Annotated in this window: 16 protein-coding genes and 1 riboswitch; of the genes, 12 read left to right on the top strand and 4 right to left on the bottom strand. The window is 32.5% G+C overall.

Annotation, left to right across the window (positions count from 1 at the left end):
- The first annotated feature begins 70 nt into the window (after nt 1-70).
- Both clpX and yihA read left to right on the top strand, forming a co-directional pair.
- Complete coding sequence (gene clpX, locus ACTHPI_RS04480; RefSeq protein ID WP_445352981.1) at nt 71-1,342, top strand: ATP-dependent Clp protease ATP-binding subunit ClpX; 1,272 nt, start codon at nt 71-73, stop codon at nt 1,340-1,342.
- Entirely contained in the window at nt 1,332-1,916 is a 585-nt protein-coding gene (gene yihA, locus ACTHPI_RS04475) for a ribosome biogenesis GTP-binding protein YihA/YsxC (protein WP_445352980.1), read from the top strand. The genes clpX and yihA overlap by 11 nt, the downstream gene beginning before the upstream one ends.
- Before the next feature lie 30 nt (nt 1,917-1,946).
- Here the strand turns inward: yihA and dapF are convergent, their stop codons facing one another.
- Complete coding sequence (gene dapF / locus ACTHPI_RS04470; RefSeq protein WP_445352979.1) at nt 1,947-2,939, bottom strand: diaminopimelate epimerase; 993 nt, start codon at nt 2,937-2,939, stop codon at nt 1,947-1,949.
- A gap of 13 nt (nt 2,940-2,952) precedes the next feature.
- Nucleotides 2,953-4,305, bottom strand: a complete 1,353-nt coding sequence (locus ACTHPI_RS04465) for an aspartate kinase (protein ID WP_445352978.1) — start codon at nt 4,303-4,305, stop codon at nt 2,953-2,955.
- 215 nt (nt 4,306-4,520) lie between these two features.
- A riboswitch (Lysine riboswitch) is annotated at nt 4,521-4,697 on the top strand.
- Nucleotides 4,698-4,788: 91 nt separating this feature from the next.
- On the opposite strand from ACTHPI_RS04465, the gene lysA reads away from it, so the two are divergent.
- From lysA to ACTHPI_RS04430, 7 genes are read left to right on the top strand one after another with little or no spacing between them, the layout of a single operon-like run.
- On the top strand, nt 4,789-6,093 hold the full coding sequence (lysA, locus tag ACTHPI_RS04460) for a diaminopimelate decarboxylase (RefSeq protein ID WP_445352977.1): 1,305 nt from the start codon (nt 4,789-4,791) through the stop codon (nt 6,091-6,093).
- A 16-nt stretch (nt 6,094-6,109) separates the two neighbouring features.
- Nucleotides 6,110-6,820: a 2,3,4,5-tetrahydropyridine-2,6-dicarboxylate N-acetyltransferase gene (gene dapD, locus ACTHPI_RS04455; RefSeq protein ID WP_445352976.1), complete on the top strand. Its 711-nt coding sequence runs from the start codon at nt 6,110-6,112 to the stop codon at nt 6,818-6,820.
- Nucleotide 6,821: 1 nt separating this feature from the next.
- The gene (locus ACTHPI_RS04450; RefSeq protein ID WP_445352975.1) at nt 6,822-7,967 is read left to right on the top strand and encodes an N-acetyldiaminopimelate deacetylase; all 1,146 of its coding nucleotides are present in this window, start codon (nt 6,822-6,824) and stop codon (nt 7,965-7,967) included.
- 2 nt (nt 7,968-7,969) lie between these two features.
- A complete protein-coding gene (gene dapA, locus ACTHPI_RS04445) occupies nt 7,970-8,893 on the top strand; it encodes a 4-hydroxy-tetrahydrodipicolinate synthase (RefSeq protein ID WP_445352974.1) in 924 nt (307 codons plus the stop codon).
- 4 nt (nt 8,894-8,897) lie between these two features.
- Nucleotides 8,898-9,677, top strand: coding sequence for a 4-hydroxy-tetrahydrodipicolinate reductase (dapB, locus tag ACTHPI_RS04440; RefSeq protein WP_445352973.1), 780 nt, complete (start codon nt 8,898-8,900; stop codon nt 9,675-9,677).
- A gap of 16 nt (nt 9,678-9,693) precedes the next feature.
- Nucleotides 9,694-10,875, top strand: coding sequence for an aminotransferase class I/II-fold pyridoxal phosphate-dependent enzyme (locus tag ACTHPI_RS04435; RefSeq protein WP_445352972.1), 1,182 nt, complete (start codon nt 9,694-9,696; stop codon nt 10,873-10,875).
- On the top strand, nt 10,868-11,926 hold the full coding sequence (locus ACTHPI_RS04430; RefSeq protein ID WP_445352971.1) for an aspartate-semialdehyde dehydrogenase: 1,059 nt from the start codon (nt 10,868-10,870) through the stop codon (nt 11,924-11,926). The genes ACTHPI_RS04435 and ACTHPI_RS04430 overlap by 8 nt, the downstream gene beginning before the upstream one ends.
- Before the next feature lie 32 nt (nt 11,927-11,958).
- Here the strand turns inward: ACTHPI_RS04430 and ACTHPI_RS04425 are convergent, their stop codons facing one another.
- Nucleotides 11,959-13,569, bottom strand: a complete 1,611-nt coding sequence (locus ACTHPI_RS04425) for an Mbeg1-like protein (protein ID WP_445352970.1) — start codon at nt 13,567-13,569, stop codon at nt 11,959-11,961.
- A gap of 427 nt (nt 13,570-13,996) precedes the next feature.
- Here ACTHPI_RS04425 and ACTHPI_RS04420 point away from each other — a divergent pair, with 427 nt between their 5' ends.
- Complete coding sequence (locus ACTHPI_RS04420) at nt 13,997-15,619, top strand: ABC-F family ATP-binding cassette domain-containing protein (RefSeq protein ID WP_445352969.1); 1,623 nt, start codon at nt 13,997-13,999, stop codon at nt 15,617-15,619.
- A gap of 35 nt (nt 15,620-15,654) precedes the next feature.
- On the opposite strand, the gene ACTHPI_RS04415 is transcribed toward ACTHPI_RS04420, so the two are convergent.
- Nucleotides 15,655-15,786, bottom strand: coding sequence for an SPJ_0845 family protein (locus tag ACTHPI_RS04415; protein ID WP_445352968.1), 132 nt, complete (start codon nt 15,784-15,786; stop codon nt 15,655-15,657).
- A gap of 199 nt (nt 15,787-15,985) precedes the next feature.
- Between ACTHPI_RS04415 and ACTHPI_RS04410 the strand changes: the two genes are divergently transcribed.
- On the top strand, nt 15,986-16,501 hold the full coding sequence (locus ACTHPI_RS04410) for an SA1002 family membrane protein (protein WP_445352967.1): 516 nt from the start codon (nt 15,986-15,988) through the stop codon (nt 16,499-16,501).
- A 64-nt stretch (nt 16,502-16,565) separates the two neighbouring features.
- Complete coding sequence (locus ACTHPI_RS04405) at nt 16,566-16,883, top strand: heavy metal-binding domain-containing protein (RefSeq protein WP_445352966.1); 318 nt, start codon at nt 16,566-16,568, stop codon at nt 16,881-16,883.
- Nucleotides 16,884-16,949: the final 66 nt, after the last annotated feature.

Raw genomic sequence — 16,949 nt, 5'->3', positions numbered from 1 at the left:
TAAGCAAAAATCCTTTATTATTGCCAATTTTATGATAATCTAAAACTTGGTAGATACTAGGAGGAATAATATGGCAACACAGTTTACAGACCAAGAAGAAATTAAATGTTCTTTTTGTGGTAAGACTCAAGATCAAGTCAAGAAAATGATTGCAGGTAATAATGCTTATATTTGTAATGAATGTGTTGACTTGTCTAAAAGAATAATTGATGATGAATTACGTGCAGACTCACTTAAAAAAGCACGTGATTTACCAAAGCCTATAGAAATTAAAAATCAACTTGATCAATATGTAATTGGACAAGACAGAGCAAAGCGTGTACTCTCAGTAGCTGTTTATAATCACTATAAACGTATTAGTCAAATGGATGTTGATTCATCAACTGAACTTCAAAAGTCTAATATTGCTATGATTGGACCTACTGGGTCAGGTAAAACTTATTTAGCTCAAACCTTGGCTAGAATTTTAAATGTTCCATTTGCAATTGCTGATGCTACTACTTTAACTGAAGCTGGTTATGTGGGTGAAGATGTTGAAAATATCTTGTTGAAGTTATTGCAAAATGCTGATTATGATATTGAACGTGCTCAGCGAGGTATTATTTATATTGATGAAATTGACAAAATTTCCAAAAAGTCAGAAAATGTGTCAATTACTCGTGATGTTTCAGGTGAAGGTGTTCAGCAATCACTTCTTAAGATTTTAGAAGGTACTATTGCTTCAGTTCCACCTCAAGGTGGACGTAAGCATCCTCAACAAGAAATGATAAAGATGGATACTTCTAACATTTTGTTTATTGTTGGTGGAGCTTTTGATGGTATTGAACAAATTGTTAAAAACCGTCTAGGTAAGAAAACTATTGGTTTTGGTGCTGAAAGTTTTGCAAATAAAGTTGATGCTGATGATTGGACTCACCATTTGACTACAGGTGATTTGGTGAAATTTGGTATGATTCCAGAATTTATCGGAAGAATTCCAATTATTACAACTTTGGATAAATTGAACAGCAAGGATTTGGTAAGAGTTCTTACTGAACCTAAGAATGCATTAGTTAAGCAATATCAAAAACTATTATCACTTGATGATGTAAAGCTTAAATTTACTGATGGTGCGCTCGGTGCAATCGCAGATTTAGCAATTGAACGTAATATGGGTGCGCGTGGTCTTAGAACTATTATTGAAAATTCAATGATGGATATTATGTATAAGACTCCAAGTGAAAGTGATATTGAGGAGGTTGAAATTACTAAGGATGTTATCACTAAAGGCGCTGAACCTAAGATAATTCGTAAAAATGCTGAAAACTCTGATAAAGCAGAGGTAAAAGCAAATGATAATTAAAAATAGTGATTATGCAGTTAGTGCTGTAAGAGAAGATCAATATCCTAAAAATAACTTGCCTGAGATAGCCTTAGCAGGACGCTCAAACGTGGGAAAATCAAGTTTAATAAATACCCTCTTAAAGCGTAAAAATCTTGCTAGAACCTCTTCTCAGCCAGGAAAAACGCAAACCTTAAATTTCTATATTGTTAATAATGCGTTTTATCTAGTAGATGTTCCAGGGTATGGTTATGCACGCGTATCACAAAAACAGCGCGAACAGTTTGGTGAAATGATTCAAGATTATTTAGAAACCCGCGCTAATTTAAAAGGATTAATTATCCTAATTGATTCACGTCATGCGCCAACTAAAGATGATATTGCTATGTATAATTATGCACAATATTTAGATCTACCAATTTTAGTAGTTTGCACAAAAATGGATAAAATTAAAAAAAGTCAGACAAATAAAGTAATGTCTGAACTTAAGAAACATTTGGACTTGAGTTATGAAAATGTATCAGTATTAACTTTTAGTTCAGTTTCTAAACTCCATGTTAAAGAACTTGGAGATTGGATAGAAGAACATCTATAAAAAGCATAGAGCTTGAAGCTCTATGCTTTTTTAATTTGCAGTTAAATTATTAAAGTGTGGAAGAGAAGTAACAAAATTTTCATAAGCCTTTTGTTCAGTAGTTTTTGTAATTTTAGCCTTAGAAAAATCAAGATCATAAAGTGAATTTTCTGGAATATCAATTATTTCAGTAAAGGTTGCATTTCCAATTAATTCCATCCAATAATTTGGCTTTGAATGAACAATTACTTTGACCATTCCACCAGGATTATAGACACTGATTTGAGTATTAAATTTTGCTAATTGAGGCTTAGTTAAACAAAATGCCAAACTTGTAGCAGACATACCGGTTCCGCAAGCATTTGTAAAACCTACTCCACGCTCATAAGTACGTACAAAAAGCTGATTTTTGTCTAAAATTTGAGCAAAGTTGACATTGACACCATCAGGATAATAAGGATTATTAGAGTTTAGGAATTGCCCCACTTCTTCTAAAATATTACTTTCAATTTGCTTTTGACTCATAAAACTTATTAAGTGTGGATTAGGAACGGCAATTGACGTAAATTTAAGACCAGGATATATCTCTGGCAAAAATGTATCAATAATTCGCTTATGACCTAAATTCTTAAAGGGTAAAGAGGATTTATTAAAGCTTACAGGAGAGATTTCTACTGCAAAGGTATGAACGCCCTCGGCAAGCTTTTTCTCTTTTCTAACGCGTAAATTTGCGTTCATAGTTTCAACTAAAAAGTTGTCTTGATTAAATTTTTCCGAAAGATAACGTGCAACGGTTCTTAATCCGTTACCACACATTGATGCTTCACTACCGTCAGAATTTATTACACGCATTTTTGCAAGAGCATCTGGATGAGTAGAGGTCGTGATTACCAAAACGCCATCAGCACCCCCTAAAAGCCCTTTAGAAGAAGTTATTTTTTGAGTAAAAGCAATTAAATCCTCATCTTTGAGCGGAGTGGATAATTCAGTTTGATCTAAAATAAAAAAATAGTTTTTTGAGCCATGAACTTTAATTAATTTCATATGCAAATCTCCTTTAGAAAAATTGTCGATAGATAGTTTTAACTGCTAAACTGGCTTCTTCTTTTTTGGTACCAATCATAATTGAAATTTGTGAAGCACCTTGATTAATCATTTGAGGTGTAATTCCTTGTTCTTGAAGAGAGGAAAGAATTGTAGCACTAACTCCAGCTTTGTTCTTCATTCCTTCACCAACAACCATAATTATTGCATAGTCATTGATCCATTCTAGTTGATCAGGATTAATAAGTGCTTGGATTTCATTACAAATTAAATCAATTAATTGATCTGTTAAAAATTTACGATTGAAAATAATAGTAATATCATCAATTCCAGAAGGCATATGTTCATAGGGAACATGATATTTATCTAGAATTTGTAAAATTCTCAATGTAAAACCTGCCTCTTTATTGAGTAGGTATTTATGCAAATATAAGGCTGAAAAATGCTTTTGACTTGCTACACCAGTAATAACTCGATCAGGGACGAAATTTCTGTTAGGTAAAATCATCGTTCCAGATTCTGTGGGAAGATTAGTATTTTTAACATTGATAGGAATTTCACCTTGGATTGCGGGAATTAGCGCTTCATCGTGAAAGACAGAGAAGCCTGCATAGGAGAGTTCACGCATTTCACGGTAAGTCATTTTTTTAATTGTAGCTGGATGAGACACAATAGCTGGATTTACTGAAAAAATACCGCTAACATCGGTAAAATTTTCATAAAGCTCACTATGTAATCCTCTAGCTAAAATTGCTCCAGTAATATCAGAACCTCCTCTAGAAAAAGTGGCAATGTGACCTGACGGAGTAATACCAAAAAATCCAGGAAAAACTATTTTTTCATTAGGATCAATTTTTAAATGGTCTAGATTTATATAGCTTTCGGGATTTACTAAAGCATCATTAGGTTCTCCTGTAACTATTAGGCCAGCTTCAACTGGATCAATGTACCGACTTTTGATTCCTAACTGATTTAAAATTAAAGCAATTAATCTTGCGTTGAGCCTTTCACCGTGAGCTTTGAAAGCTGCTAAAAGATAGTCATCATTAGGATAGTTTTGCTTTGGTAAGTTCAAAAGAAGGTAATGAATAACATCAAGTTCTGTATTGCTAATACCAAAGTACTTTCCAATTTTTTGATAACGATTAAAAATTTCGGACACAATATTATTTGTATCTTGATGATGCAAAGTCTTTTCAGCATATTCAATTAATAAGTCTGTTACTTTAGTATCTTCAGGGAATCTTTTTCCGGGTGCAGAAACAACCATTACTTGACGTTGATCTTCTGCAGTTAAAATATCTATGGCATTTGATACACTTTCACCAGAAGCTAAAGAACTACCTCCAAATTTAATTACTTTCATAATTTAAAACTTCTTTCATGTTTTTTGGATTTTAATTTTTAAAAAGTGCACTTAGTAAATTAATTTAATTGAATTTTAACATGCTTTTTTATTCTTGCAAGCACAAATGTTAATAAATCAAGCTTTATAAAGATGGCATAGATAGTAGTAAAAAATAAAAATTAAATTTTATGAAAAAAGTATTGACAGCAATTTTAATAAAATATACAATTTAACCAAATCGAAGAGGTGCAATCGACATTAGTAACATCTATGAAGCAAGACAATGCTAATGATTAATGTGAAAGGGAAGATTGCCGAAGCTGTAGTATTTGTCAGTACTATTTGCTGGGGCGTAATTGAATAAATTACGGACTGTCGCGAAATATAATCGCGGAGCGCTATCGACCATAAGATTAAAAAATAATTTAATCCATTGTTTGTTTGGCGCAGACAATGGATTTTTTTATTGGCGCTCCTACAAAAAGAAAGTAGGAGAATATAATGAATTCACAAATTAACCCAGAAGAAATTAATCAAGAAGGTCATTTACTAATTGGCGGTGTTGATACTGTGCAATTAGCACATGAATATGGCACTCCTTTGGTAGTTTATGACGTAAGCAAAATTCGCAATCAAATTCGCCAGTTTGAAACCATATTTGAGCAAGAAAATATCAAGTATGAAGTTAGCTATGCAAGTAAAGCTTTTTCTGCAATTGCAATGTATCAAGTTGCTAATGAGGAAGGTGCAGCAATTGATGTGGTTTCAGCTGGAGAATTATATACTGCGATTAAGGCACGGTTCCCAATGGAAAAGGTTAATTTTCATGGAAATAATAAATCTCGTTTTGAACTTGAAATGGCAATTGAAAATCATGTTGGCAGAATTATGGTCGATAATTTTTATGAATTGGATTTGTTGAATCAAATTCTGGAGGAAAAAGACACTAAAACTAATATTGTTTTGAGAATTACTCCTGGAATTTCAGCTCATACTCATGAATACGATCAGACTGGTCAAGTGGATAGTAAATTTGGTTTTGATTTAGAGTCAGGTCAAGCAGATCAAGCATTGAATCAAGCTTTAGCTAATTCTAGAATTAATGTTTTAGGTCTTCATGCTCATATTGGTTCACAGATTTTTGAGTTGAATGGTTTTAAAATGGCAGCTCAAAAATTAATTCAAGTCGCTGCAGCTTGGCGTGAAAAATATAATTACACTGCTCAAGTAATTAATGTTGGCGGAGGTTTTGGCATTAAATATGTAAAACAAGATAGACCTTTAAAAGCTGAAGAGTTTGTAAAAGCAATTGTTGCAACTATAAAAGAAGAAACAACTAAACTTAATTTTCCAATGCCAGAAATCGACATTGAACCAGGACGCTCAATTGTTGGTCCTGCAGGATATAGTTTATATACTGTTGGAAGTCGCAAAGATGTTCCTGGACTTATAAGTTACATTATGGTTGATGGAGGGATGGGAGATAATATTCGACCAGCTTTATATAATGCAAATTATGAAGCTGTTTTAGCAAATAATCTTAATAAAACAGCGGATGAGGTTGTTAACTTAGCTGGAAAATATTGCGAATCTGGTGATATTTTGATAAAAAACGCACAATTACCTTCTCTTAAATCAGGAGATATTATAGCAGTTTTAGATACTGGAGCATATGGATATTCAATGGCTTCAAATTATAATCGAAATCCCCGTCCTGCAGTTGTCTTTGCAGAAAATGGAAAAGCAAAATTAATTATAAAAAGAGAAAGTTTAGAAGATTTAGTTCACTTAGATCAATATTTATAAAAGTGGAGGAATAAAAATGACAAAGTTAGATGCGCAATCAATTATTAACTATATTGGCAATGCACCAAAGAAGACGCCTGTTAAAGTTTTTATTAAAGGAAATATGGATGAATTAATTTTTCCAGAAGAGATTGAAGATTATGTCAATTCTAAAAGTGGTGTGATTTTTGGTGATTGGAAAAATATAGAAAAGTTTTTAAATGAAAATCAAGCAAATATTTCTAACTATCGTGTTGAAAATAATGCTAGAAATTCAGCTGTTCCACTTCTTGATTTTAAAAAAGTTAATGCACGAATTGAGCCGGGAGCTATTATTCGTGAGCAAGTAGAAATTGGTGCCAATGCAGTAATTATGATGGGAGCAATCATCAATATTGGAGCAGAAATTGGGGCTGACTCGATGATTGATATGGGGGCAGTTCTAGGAGGACGTGCAATTGTTGGTAAGCACTGTCATGTAGGAGCAGGAGCTGTATTAGCTGGAGTAATTGAACCAGCTTCTGCTAAGCCTGTAAGAATAGATGATAATGTTTTAATTGGGGCAAACGCCGTAGTAATTGAAGGTGTGCATGTTGGTGAAGGAGCTGTTATAGCTGCTGGAGCAATTGTAACTCATGATGTTGCTGCTCACACAATGGTAGCTGGTGTTCCTGCTAAATTTATTAAACAAGTTGATGAAAAAACTGCAAATAAAACTGAATTAGAGGATGATTTAAGGAAGATTTAGTATGTTAAATAAAAACGAATTAATTAATATTAGACGACATCTACATCAAATTCCAGAATTAGCACTCCATGAAAAGCAAACTCATGACTATTTAATAGAAATAATTAAAAATTTTAAACAAGATAATTTGGAAATTTACGTTCCAGAGCAGCTTCCTACATCAATTTTAGTTTTAGTTCATGGTAAATGTCCTAAACGAACTATTGCATATCGAGCAGATATTGACGCTTTGCCTATTGTAGAAAAAACAGGTTTGAATTTTGCTTCAAACCATCCTGCAGTAATGCATGCTTGTGGGCATGATATACATATGACGGTTGCATTAGGTTTACTTGATTATTTTAGTGAAAATCAACCGAAAGATAATTTGTTATTCTTCTTTCAGCCAGCTGAAGAAAGTGAAAGTGGCGCTAAACTTGCATATGATAATGGAATCTTTCAAGGTAAATGGAAGCCTGATGAGTTTTATGGATTGCATATTAATCCTGCTTTGCCTGCTGGAGCTATTGGTTGTCTTAATGGAACGCTTTTTGGAGGAACCACAGAAGTTGATATTGATATTTATGGAAAAGGTGGTCATGCTGCTTTTCCCCAAGATGCTAATGATACTGTAGTTGCTAGCGCAAGTTTAATTATGCAAATTCAAACTATTATCTCGCGTAGTATTGACCCTATTCAAAGTGGGGTAATAACTTTAGGAAAAGTTGAAGCTGGTACAATTCGTAATGTGATTGCATCACATACTCGGATTGAGGGGACTATTCGTGGATTAACTCAAAAAATGATTCTTAATATTGATCGGCGCTTGCAAGAAGTCTGTGAAGGAATTGCAAAAAGTTATAACGTTAAAGTGGAATTAAAATTGAATCAAGGTGGTTATTGGCCAGTAGAAAATAATTCTGATTTAGCCTGTGAATTTATTTCTTATATGAAAAATAATCCAAATGTAACCTATATTGAAACATCCCCAGCAATGACAGGAGAAGATTTTGGATTTTTGCTTAATAAATTTCCAGGGGTTATGTTTTGGTTAGGAGTTGAAGATGATTCTCAGCTTCATTGTGCAACACTTACTCCAAATGAAGATAGTATTTATAAAGGTATTACAGCAATTAAAGGATTTTTAATTAATAGAATGGAGAAATGAAAATGGCAAATTTAATTGATGCAGATTTAATTACAGCACTTATTACTCCGTTTAATGAAGATGATAAGATTGATTTTGATAGTTTAGAAAAGTTAACAAATTATTTAATTGATAATGGTTCTAATGGTTTTGTAATTGGAGGGACCACTGGTGAAACACCAACTTTAAGTCATGATGAAAAGATTGAACTTTATACTAGATTTGGTCAAATTGTAAATCACCGTGTTCCTGTTATTGCTGGAGTTGGATCCAATAACACTGCAGAAACGATAGCTTTTGCTAATGAAGTAGCAAGTATCGATGGGATTGATTATGGCTTAGTTGTAGTACCGCCTTATAATAAGCCTAATCAAAGAGGGATGGTTGCTCACTTTACTGCAGTAAATGATGCAAGTCAATTGCCACTCATTATTTATAATATTCCTGGCAGAACTGGAGTAAAAATGGCTAAGGAAACCATTGTTCAATTATCCCATCTAAAAAACATTAAAGGTATTAAGCAATGTGCATCACTTGAAGAATTAGAATACATTATTGATCATAAAGATCAGGATTTTCAAGTTTTTACTGGAGAAGATGCACAGGCTTTAACTGCACGTCTTTTGGGAGCAAATGGAGTAATTTCTGTTGCAGAGCATGTTTATCCACGACAAATGCGTGAAATGTATGACAACTTATACTCAGGTAATTATTCTGAAGCAGCAAGACTTCAAAGATGGCTCACCCCAAGAATGAATGCTTTATTTATGTATCCATCTCCATCCCCTGTAAAGGCTGTTTTAAATGCACAAGGATTTAAAGTTGGCGGAGTACGATTGCCACTTGTAACTTTAAATGATGAAGAAAAAGTACGACTAGCTCAAAAGTTAGGCTTAAAGGATAGTGCTTTAATGGAAAAACTATCTCTTAATTTAGGTGAGGAGTAAGAAAATGAATAAGCGAGTATTGATTGCAGGTTTTACTGGTTCAATGGGCCAAGAAGCTGTAAAGTTAGTTAATTCATTAGCTGGTTTTAGATTGGTGGGTGGATTAGCTCCGCGTGCTGAAAAAAAGCCTGAGAAGTATGGCTTGGATGGGGATGTAAAAATTTTTAATAATTTAGCTGAAATCCCGGATAATATTGCTGATATTTGGATAGATTTTACAAGTCCTAGTGCAGTTTTTGAGAATGTTAAATTCGCTATAAGTCATCATATTAATCCAATTGTAGGAACTACTGGATTAACTGATAAGCAAGAGAAAGAATTGATAATTTTATCTCAAAAAGAAGCAGTAGGTGGTTTAATAGCTCCTAATTTTGGAATCTCTGCAGTATTACTTATGAAATTTGCTCAAGAAGCTGCTAAATACTTTCCAGATGTTGAAATCATTGAAATGCACCATGCAGATAAAAAAGATGCTCCTTCTGGTACTGCCTTAGCTACTGCTAAGCTCATTTCTCAAGTTCGTCCTTCTCATGAAACTTCCCCTAATGAGAAAGAAACCCTTAGCCAAGTTCGTGGTGGTGATTATCAAGGAATTAGAATTCACTCAGTTCGCTTACCTGGTTATATTGCACATGAACAGGTTTTGTTTGGTTCAAAAGGAGAGGCATTGACTATTCGTCAAGATTCTTTTGATAGATCATCATTTATGAGTGGCGTAAAGGTCGCACTTGAACAAGTTTCAGATTTAAAACAATTAATAGTTGGTTTAGAAAATATTTTATAGGATGTGAGGTGGATTTATGCCACATTTAGCTCAAGATTTGGATTTTAGTCAAAAAATAAAGAATGTAAAGGCTTCTGGAATTAGAATTTTTGATAATAAAGTTTCGACAATTTCTGGAATTATTAAATTAACTTTAGGTGAGCCAGATTTTAATACTCCAGAGCATGTTAAAAAAGCAGCTATTAAAAGTATACAAGATAATGACTCACATTATGCTCCGCAAAAAGGAAAGTTAGAATTGCGTCAAGCTATTAGTAAATTCCTCAAAAAAGAAGTAGGAGTAGAATATAGTCCAGAAGACGAGATTGTAGTAACTATTGGTGCTACCGAAGCTATTAATGCAGCAATTTTTGCACTTACTAATCCAGGGGATAAGATTTTAATTCCTACGCCGGTTTTTTCACTTTATTGGCCAGTAGCATATTTAGCAGATGCTTCATATAAATTAGTTGATACTTCAAGTGAAAATTTTAAATTATCAGCACAAAAACTTGAAGAAGAAGTGAAAAAAGATCCATCAATTAAAGCTGTAGTTTTAAATTATCCTACTAACCCAACTGGTGTTGAATATAGTAAAGATGAAATTCAAAACTTAGCTAAAGTTATTAAAGATAATCATTTATATATGATTACTGATGAAATTTACAGTTCTCTTACTTACGGAATTGATCATTATTCAATTGCGCAAGAAATTCCTGAAAGAACTATATATATTTCTGGTTTTTCAAAATCTCATGCTATGACAGGTTATCGTTTGGGTTATATTGCAGGCCCAAAAGAAATTATGGAACAAATTGGAAAAGTGCATGGTTTGATGGTTACAACTGCTAATGATTCGGCTCAAGCTGCAGCTATAGAAGCCTTAGTTAATGGACAAGATGATCCAAAAGTTTTTTGTAAAATTTATCAAAAACGCAGAGATTTTGTCATTAATGAGTTAAATAAATTTGGTATTTCAACTATTAAGCCACAAGGAGCATTTTATATATTTGCTAAAATTCCGGATGAATATGCTAAAGATGATATGCAATTTGCATTAGATTTGGCATTTAAAGCTAAAGTTGGAGTTACTCCCGGAAGCGCATTTGGACCTGGTGGAGATGGTTATGTTCGTTTATCTTATGCTTCTTCGGATGAGGATTTAAAAGAAGCGATGAGAAGAATTGGTGAATTTTTAAGAGGGGAAAATAATGACTAAAGAATATAATATTGCAATTTTAGGTGCTACTGGTGCAGTCGGGCGGAGAATGATTGAACAGTTAGAGCATTCAACTATTCCTGTAAAAAGTGTAAAATTACTAGCTTCATTTAGATCTGCTGGTAAAAAATTAAAATTAAAAAATGAAGAATTAACTGTTGAAGAAACTACTCCAGAATCTTTTGATGGAATTGACTTGGTTTTGTCTTCTGCAGGTGGAGCAGTTTCTAAGAAGTTTTTACCAGAAGCTGTTAAACGCGGAGCAGTTTGTGTAGATAATACAAGTGCATTTAGAATGGATCCAGACGTACCGTTAGTAGTGCCTGAAGTAAATCCAGAAGCCTTAAAGAACCACCATGGAATTATTGCTAATCCAAATTGTTCAACAATTCAAATGATGATGGCACTGGAACCAATTAGACGTAAGTTTGGCTTAAAGCAGATAATTGTTTCAACTTATCAAGCTGCTTCTGGTGCAGGGCAAGCTGCTATTGATGAATTAAAAAAGGAAGCTCAAGATTATCTTAATGGTGAAGATATTCGTGGAAATGCTAAAATTTTACCAACAAAAGGCGATAAAAGACATTATCCGCTAGCATTTAATTTACTTCCACAAATTGATGTTTTAGAAGATAGTGGATATTCTCATGAAGAATGGAAGATGATTCATGAAACTAAGAAAATCATGTTAGGAGATATGAATTCAAAAGATATCAAGGTAACTGCAACTTGTGTTAGAGTTCCAGTAATAATTTCTCATGGAGAAAGTGTTTATTTTGAAGTTGAAGATGAAAAAGCTACTGCTCAAGATATTAAAGATGCAGTAGCAAGTTTTCCTGGAAATATTTTACAAGATGATATTAAAAATCAACTTTATCCACAACCTCTTAATGCAGAAGGAACTAGAGAGACTTATGTAGGTAGAATTCGTCCTGATTATGAAAATCCAGGCTGCTTTAATATGTGGGTGGTAGCTGATAATTTATTAAAGGGTGCAGCTTGGAATACCGTCGAAAATGCAGAATATTTGGTAAAAATGGATTTGATTTAATAAAAAAACTAGAAGTTTTACTTCTAGTTTTTTTATCTATGTTTAGTTGGGAGTTTCTTTCGCTGCTTGAAAAGTTCATCAACAAGTTTAAAGAAACCATAAATAATAAGTAAAATTCCAACAATTATAATTGATTGCTTATTAAAGTATTTAGGGTTTACTACAACAACTATTCCTAATGCAAATGCGATAATTGCTTCGATACAAACAATTATTTTTTGAAATACACCGACAACTGCTCGAAGTATAACTTGTCTGAGTCGAATATATGAATAAACCACTAAAAATATTCCTAAAAAGTAGTGCGCTAAGAATATTAATAGCCGATTGTTAGAGAGAAGAGCTATAGAAAGAGCAAAAATCAATAAATAACTAATAATGAAGGATTGTTTTTGCTTTTTCTGTAAAGCAGTATTAGCAGTTTTTAAAATTTGCTGCACACTAAAGCCAATTCCTGCAAAAGCAACTAATGCCCCAAAAGCACGAATAGCATATTGTGGAGCTGTTAAACTAACAATTCCCAAAATCACCATTATCCATCCCACGATAGTGTCTCGTGAAAATAATGCTTTGATAATTTCCATATTTTTAATAGCTTGCCATAAAGTAGTAAATAAGCTACCAACTACAAAACGAGTTTTTCTGGAAGAGTTAGCAAGAGAAATTAAAATCGCTCCAAATCCACCAAAGCCATTTTTACTTAATTCATTGATTTTGGTAGCGCCACTAGCAGCAAAAGCACCAAAAAGATCATTTGTTAAAGCTTCACGTTCTTCTAAACTAGCATCCCCGATCCATTCACTTATAATTTGATTATAAATTTTTGCTTGAGGATTACGATGTCGTCTAGTTACAAAATGTGAACCGGTAATTTCCCAGCTAAATGCATCATGTTGACTCAAAGTTTTTCGGCTACTTTCTACAATTGTAGCGTCAATTTGTTCAGGTTCAAAAAGCCGTCCAATAATACTAAACTCTGGAACATAACGATGAAGAGTATTTTTTAAATATTTTTCGGGGATTTGATTTCCTACTTCTTGAGCAATCCCTGGTGAATCAAAAGTATAAATATTTGTAATGCGTTTTCTCAAATCTTCTTTTACATTAAGCGCTGCATATTCTGCTAAGTTTCCGCCCTTTGAATGACCTCCTAGCATATAATTTTCATTATCACGGTCCATAATTGTACTTAAATAACGAACTGCTTGTTCTTGAGCGATTGTTGTTTTGAAGCTAATTTCAAAATCTTCTTTCCAACCAACCAAAGAATCATCGGTACCACGAAAGGCAATAAAATTAATTCCATTAGTTAATTGAATTTTAATTGCGCTAAATTGAGTTTGGTCAGTTAAAGTGTTGACATAATAAGATAATTTAGCATTTTTAAAACGGTTAGCTTCCGACATTAATTTAAATAGTTTTTGATAGTAACTGTGATCACTTCTGTAATAGTCAGGTGAAAAATATATCTTTGCGGCTTCTTGAACGGTGATGGTTTTAGGACCATCTGAAACTATATTAGGTAAATTTAAATACGAAAATATAGAAAGCACTAAGGCGTCAATTTCATTAAAAGGGGCCTTAGCCAAATCAATATCGCCACGCCATTTAAGATATGAATACATATTGTTATCAGGGTACAAAAAATTCCACCTCCAATTAAGTATCTATAGTCAATTTTACCTTAAAGTGGAGAATGGAGTTAATAAAATATATAATTTTACAATTTTTTCAAAAAATATAAAAAATATTATAACTTTTGTTATTTTTTATGGTATAATAAAATCAGGTAGAAGGGGATTCAACTACCTGATTGAAGGGGTCATCATAAGGACTTATAGATTTTTTCGAGACCCATATAGAGTATATCAGTTATTTACATAAATTGATATACTTTCTTCAATTATCTTTATATCTTTTTATCAAAAATTCTTGCTTCGGCAGGAGTTTTTTCTTTATAAATAATTAATTTTCTAAAAAATGCTAAACTATCGCTAATTATTATAGATTTTTGGCTAGAATTTGATAAAATAATTTGAATATGTTTTTTTATTTTGGGAGGAAAAATTTTTGATTACAGTTTCTGACTTAAGTCTTAATTTATCTGGTCGTACATTATATGAAGATGTCAACTTAAAGTTTACGCCAGGCAACTGCTACGGGGTTATTGGTGCTAATGGTGCTGGTAAGTCCACTTTTTTAAAGTTATTAGAAGGAAAGCTTGAACCAACTACTGGTAATATTTCAATTGATCCAAATGAACGTATGTCTAGTCTTAATCAAGACCACTTTGCTTTTGAAGATTATACGGTTATGGATACAGTTATTCAAGGACACAAAGAGCTTTATAAAGTAATGCAAGAAAAAGATGCACTTTATTCAAAGCCTGACTTTAGTGATGAAGATGGGGTAAAGGCAGCTGAGCTTGAAAGCAAATTTGCTGAGCTTGATGGTTGGAATGCAGAAGCAGATGCTTCTAAGCTCTTACAATCAATGAATATTCCTGAAGATCTTCATCAAAGTAAAATGAGTGAATTACCAGAATCTGACAAAGTTAAGGTACTTTTAGCTCAAGCTTTATTTGGAGATCCTGATATCCTTTTATTAGACGAACCTACTAACGGTCTTGATGTTCATACAGTAGATTGGCTTGAGAACTTTTTAGCTGATTATCCTAATATTGTTATTGTTGTATCTCACGACCGTCACTTTTTGAATCAAGTATGTACTCAAATGTGTGATGTTGACTTTGGTAAGATTCAACTTTATGTAGGTAATTATGACTTTTGGTATGAATCAAGTAAGTTGGCAGCAGAACTTGCAGCTAACCAAAATGCTAAAAAAGAAGAAAAAATTAAAGAATTACAAGAATTTGTGGCTAGATTTTCTGCTAATGCTTCAAAATCTCGTCAAGCAACTTCTCGTAAAAAGCAACTTGAAAAGATTACTTTAGAAGATATTCGTCCATCTTCTCGTAAATATCCATTTGTTAAGTTTGATTTACACCGTGATTTAGGAAATGATTTACTTAAAGTTGAAAATGTTTCATATTCAATTGATGGTGAAAAGATTTTAGATAATGTTTCTTTCATTGTTCGTCCAGGTGACAAGGTAGCATTTTTATCACGTAATACTTTGGCAACAACTGCTCTTATGCAAATTATTGCTGGTAAGATTAAACCAGATACTGGAACAGTTACTTGGGGACAAACTACCGCTTTTAGTTATATGTCAAGAGACTTAAATGCTAACTTTAATAATGATGATTTGACTATTTTAGATTGGCTTCGTCAATATGCTACAGAAGAACAAGATGATAATACTTTCTTAAGAGGATTTTTAGGAAGAATGCTCTTTAGCGGTGATGAAATTGAGAAGAAAATTAAGGTTCTATCCGGTGGGGAAAAGGTACGTTGTCAATTATCTCGTATGATGCTTCAACCAGCTAATGTTTTAGTAATGGATGATCCAACTAATCACTTAGACTTAGAATCAATTACATCATTGAATGATGCTTTAAAGGATTATAAGGGTTCAATTTTATTCACTTCTCACGATCATGAATTTATCCAAACAATTGCTAACCATATTATTGAAGTTGGACCAAAGGGTACTATTAGTCGTGCTGATACAACTTATGATGACTTCTTAGCAAGTGAATCAACTCAAGAACAAGTAGAAAATATTTATTAATAAAAAAGCTGCCATATTTGGCAGCTTTTTTATGTTTAGTCTTTAGACTTCTTATCTTTTTTATCTTTAGAATCAGGTTTTTTGGGAGTCTTTTTAGGATCTGGAACTACCGCAAACTTGTCTAACATTTTGTTTAAGTTGTTAGGATTGTCAAAAGTTAAACCCATATATATCATTCCTTTCGTTTTTATTGATTATAGATGATTTTATCAAATTCTACCAGTTTTTAACTTAAAAACTCTTAACTTATTTTGAAATAACATTTATAATGAATAGAAGTTAATTTTTTATAAATAGATTAACAATGAATCCAAAAGAAGAGGTAGGTGTACGCCTATCTTTTTCTTTTTGAGAAAGGAAAATAAAGTGAAAGTTACATATTTTTTCTTAGTGTTTATTATTATAACGCTGATGATAATTTTATTTAGATCTGAGAATAAATTTCAATTTTTAAAAGCAGGAATTTTATTTGCGATTCAGATTCTTTTTTCAATGATTAATTTCTTGGTATTTTTTGTAATAGCATATCTATTAATGAATAATCAAGACCATATTAAGTTGGGAAACTTATTTTTACTGTTGGCTATATTTGTGATTTTATCAGGTATCTTATTGTTCTGGGGAATGTTAGCTGCTGCAAAAATATTTAAATTTTCCTCTACAACTTTAACTTTAGTTGAATATTATATTCAATGGAGTTTAATTTATGTTACAGTTTACCAAGCAATATTCAGTAATATTAGGCGAATAAAAACAATCACTGAATTCATTGAAGTTGGTAATTTTTTAGATCCAAATTTAATTGTTGTATTAGTTTTACCATCATTTATTTCAGTTTGGATTGCTGTAATTCTATATAAAAAACATGTAAAACTAATCTAAATATTAGCAAAGTGAAGCTAATTCATGCGATAATAAATAAAAATAATGAAAGAAGTGCATAGTAATGGCAATTTTAGTAACAACAACTGAACGTATTCCTGGCAAAGATTACGAAATTATTGGAGAAGTATTTGGTGTAACTACACAATCTCGGAATGCGATTTCTGATATTGGAGCTGGACTTAAAAGTTTAGTTGGTGGAGAAATTAAAGCATATACCAAAATGCTTACATCTTCTCGTGATGAAGCTATTGAACGAATGCGTGATAAAGCTAACAAAATGGGAGCAGATGCAGTTGTAATGATGCGTTTTGATACTGGATCAATTGCAGGAGATATGCAGTCAGTTGTAGCGTATGGAACAGCAGTTAGATATATTTAAATGTAACTAGGCTTTATGCCTAGTTTTTTCATGTGAAAAAGTCTAATTTTAATTAATGTAGCTATT

Source organism: Lactobacillus sp. PSON (genome assembly GCF_052615405.1).
This window is presented reverse-complemented; position numbering and strand designations above follow the sequence as displayed.

What these genes read in the sequence shown, in the direction of transcription:
- ACTHPI_RS04415 (WP_445352968.1), bottom strand. Translation starts at nt 15,786, where the DNA reads ATGGGTTTAACTTTTGACAATCCTAACAACTTAAACAAAATGTTAGAC.
- dapB (WP_445352973.1), top strand. Translation starts at nt 8,898, where the DNA reads ATGAATAAGCGAGTATTGATTGCAGGTTTTACTGGTTCAATGGGCCAA.
- ACTHPI_RS04450 (WP_445352975.1), top strand. Translation starts at nt 6,822, where the DNA reads ATGTTAAATAAAAACGAATTAATTAATATTAGACGACATCTACATCAA.
- dapD (WP_445352976.1), top strand. Translation starts at nt 6,110, where the DNA reads ATGACAAAGTTAGATGCGCAATCAATTATTAACTATATTGGCAATGCA.
- ACTHPI_RS04465 (WP_445352978.1), bottom strand. Translation starts at nt 4,305, where the DNA reads ATGAAAGTAATTAAATTTGGAGGTAGTTCTTTAGCTTCTGGTGAAAGT.
- clpX (WP_445352981.1), top strand. Translation starts at nt 71, where the DNA reads ATGGCAACACAGTTTACAGACCAAGAAGAAATTAAATGTTCTTTTTGT.
- lysA (WP_445352977.1), top strand. Translation starts at nt 4,789, where the DNA reads ATGAATTCACAAATTAACCCAGAAGAAATTAATCAAGAAGGTCATTTA.
- ACTHPI_RS04430 (WP_445352971.1), top strand. Translation starts at nt 10,868, where the DNA reads ATGACTAAAGAATATAATATTGCAATTTTAGGTGCTACTGGTGCAGTC.
- ACTHPI_RS04435 (WP_445352972.1), top strand. Translation starts at nt 9,694, where the DNA reads ATGCCACATTTAGCTCAAGATTTGGATTTTAGTCAAAAAATAAAGAAT.
- dapA (WP_445352974.1), top strand. Translation starts at nt 7,970, where the DNA reads ATGGCAAATTTAATTGATGCAGATTTAATTACAGCACTTATTACTCCG.
- ACTHPI_RS04405 (WP_445352966.1), top strand. Translation starts at nt 16,566, where the DNA reads ATGGCAATTTTAGTAACAACAACTGAACGTATTCCTGGCAAAGATTAC.
- dapF (WP_445352979.1), bottom strand. Translation starts at nt 2,939, where the DNA reads ATGAAATTAATTAAAGTTCATGGCTCAAAAAACTATTTTTTTATTTTA.
- yihA (WP_445352980.1), top strand. Translation starts at nt 1,332, where the DNA reads ATGATAATTAAAAATAGTGATTATGCAGTTAGTGCTGTAAGAGAAGAT.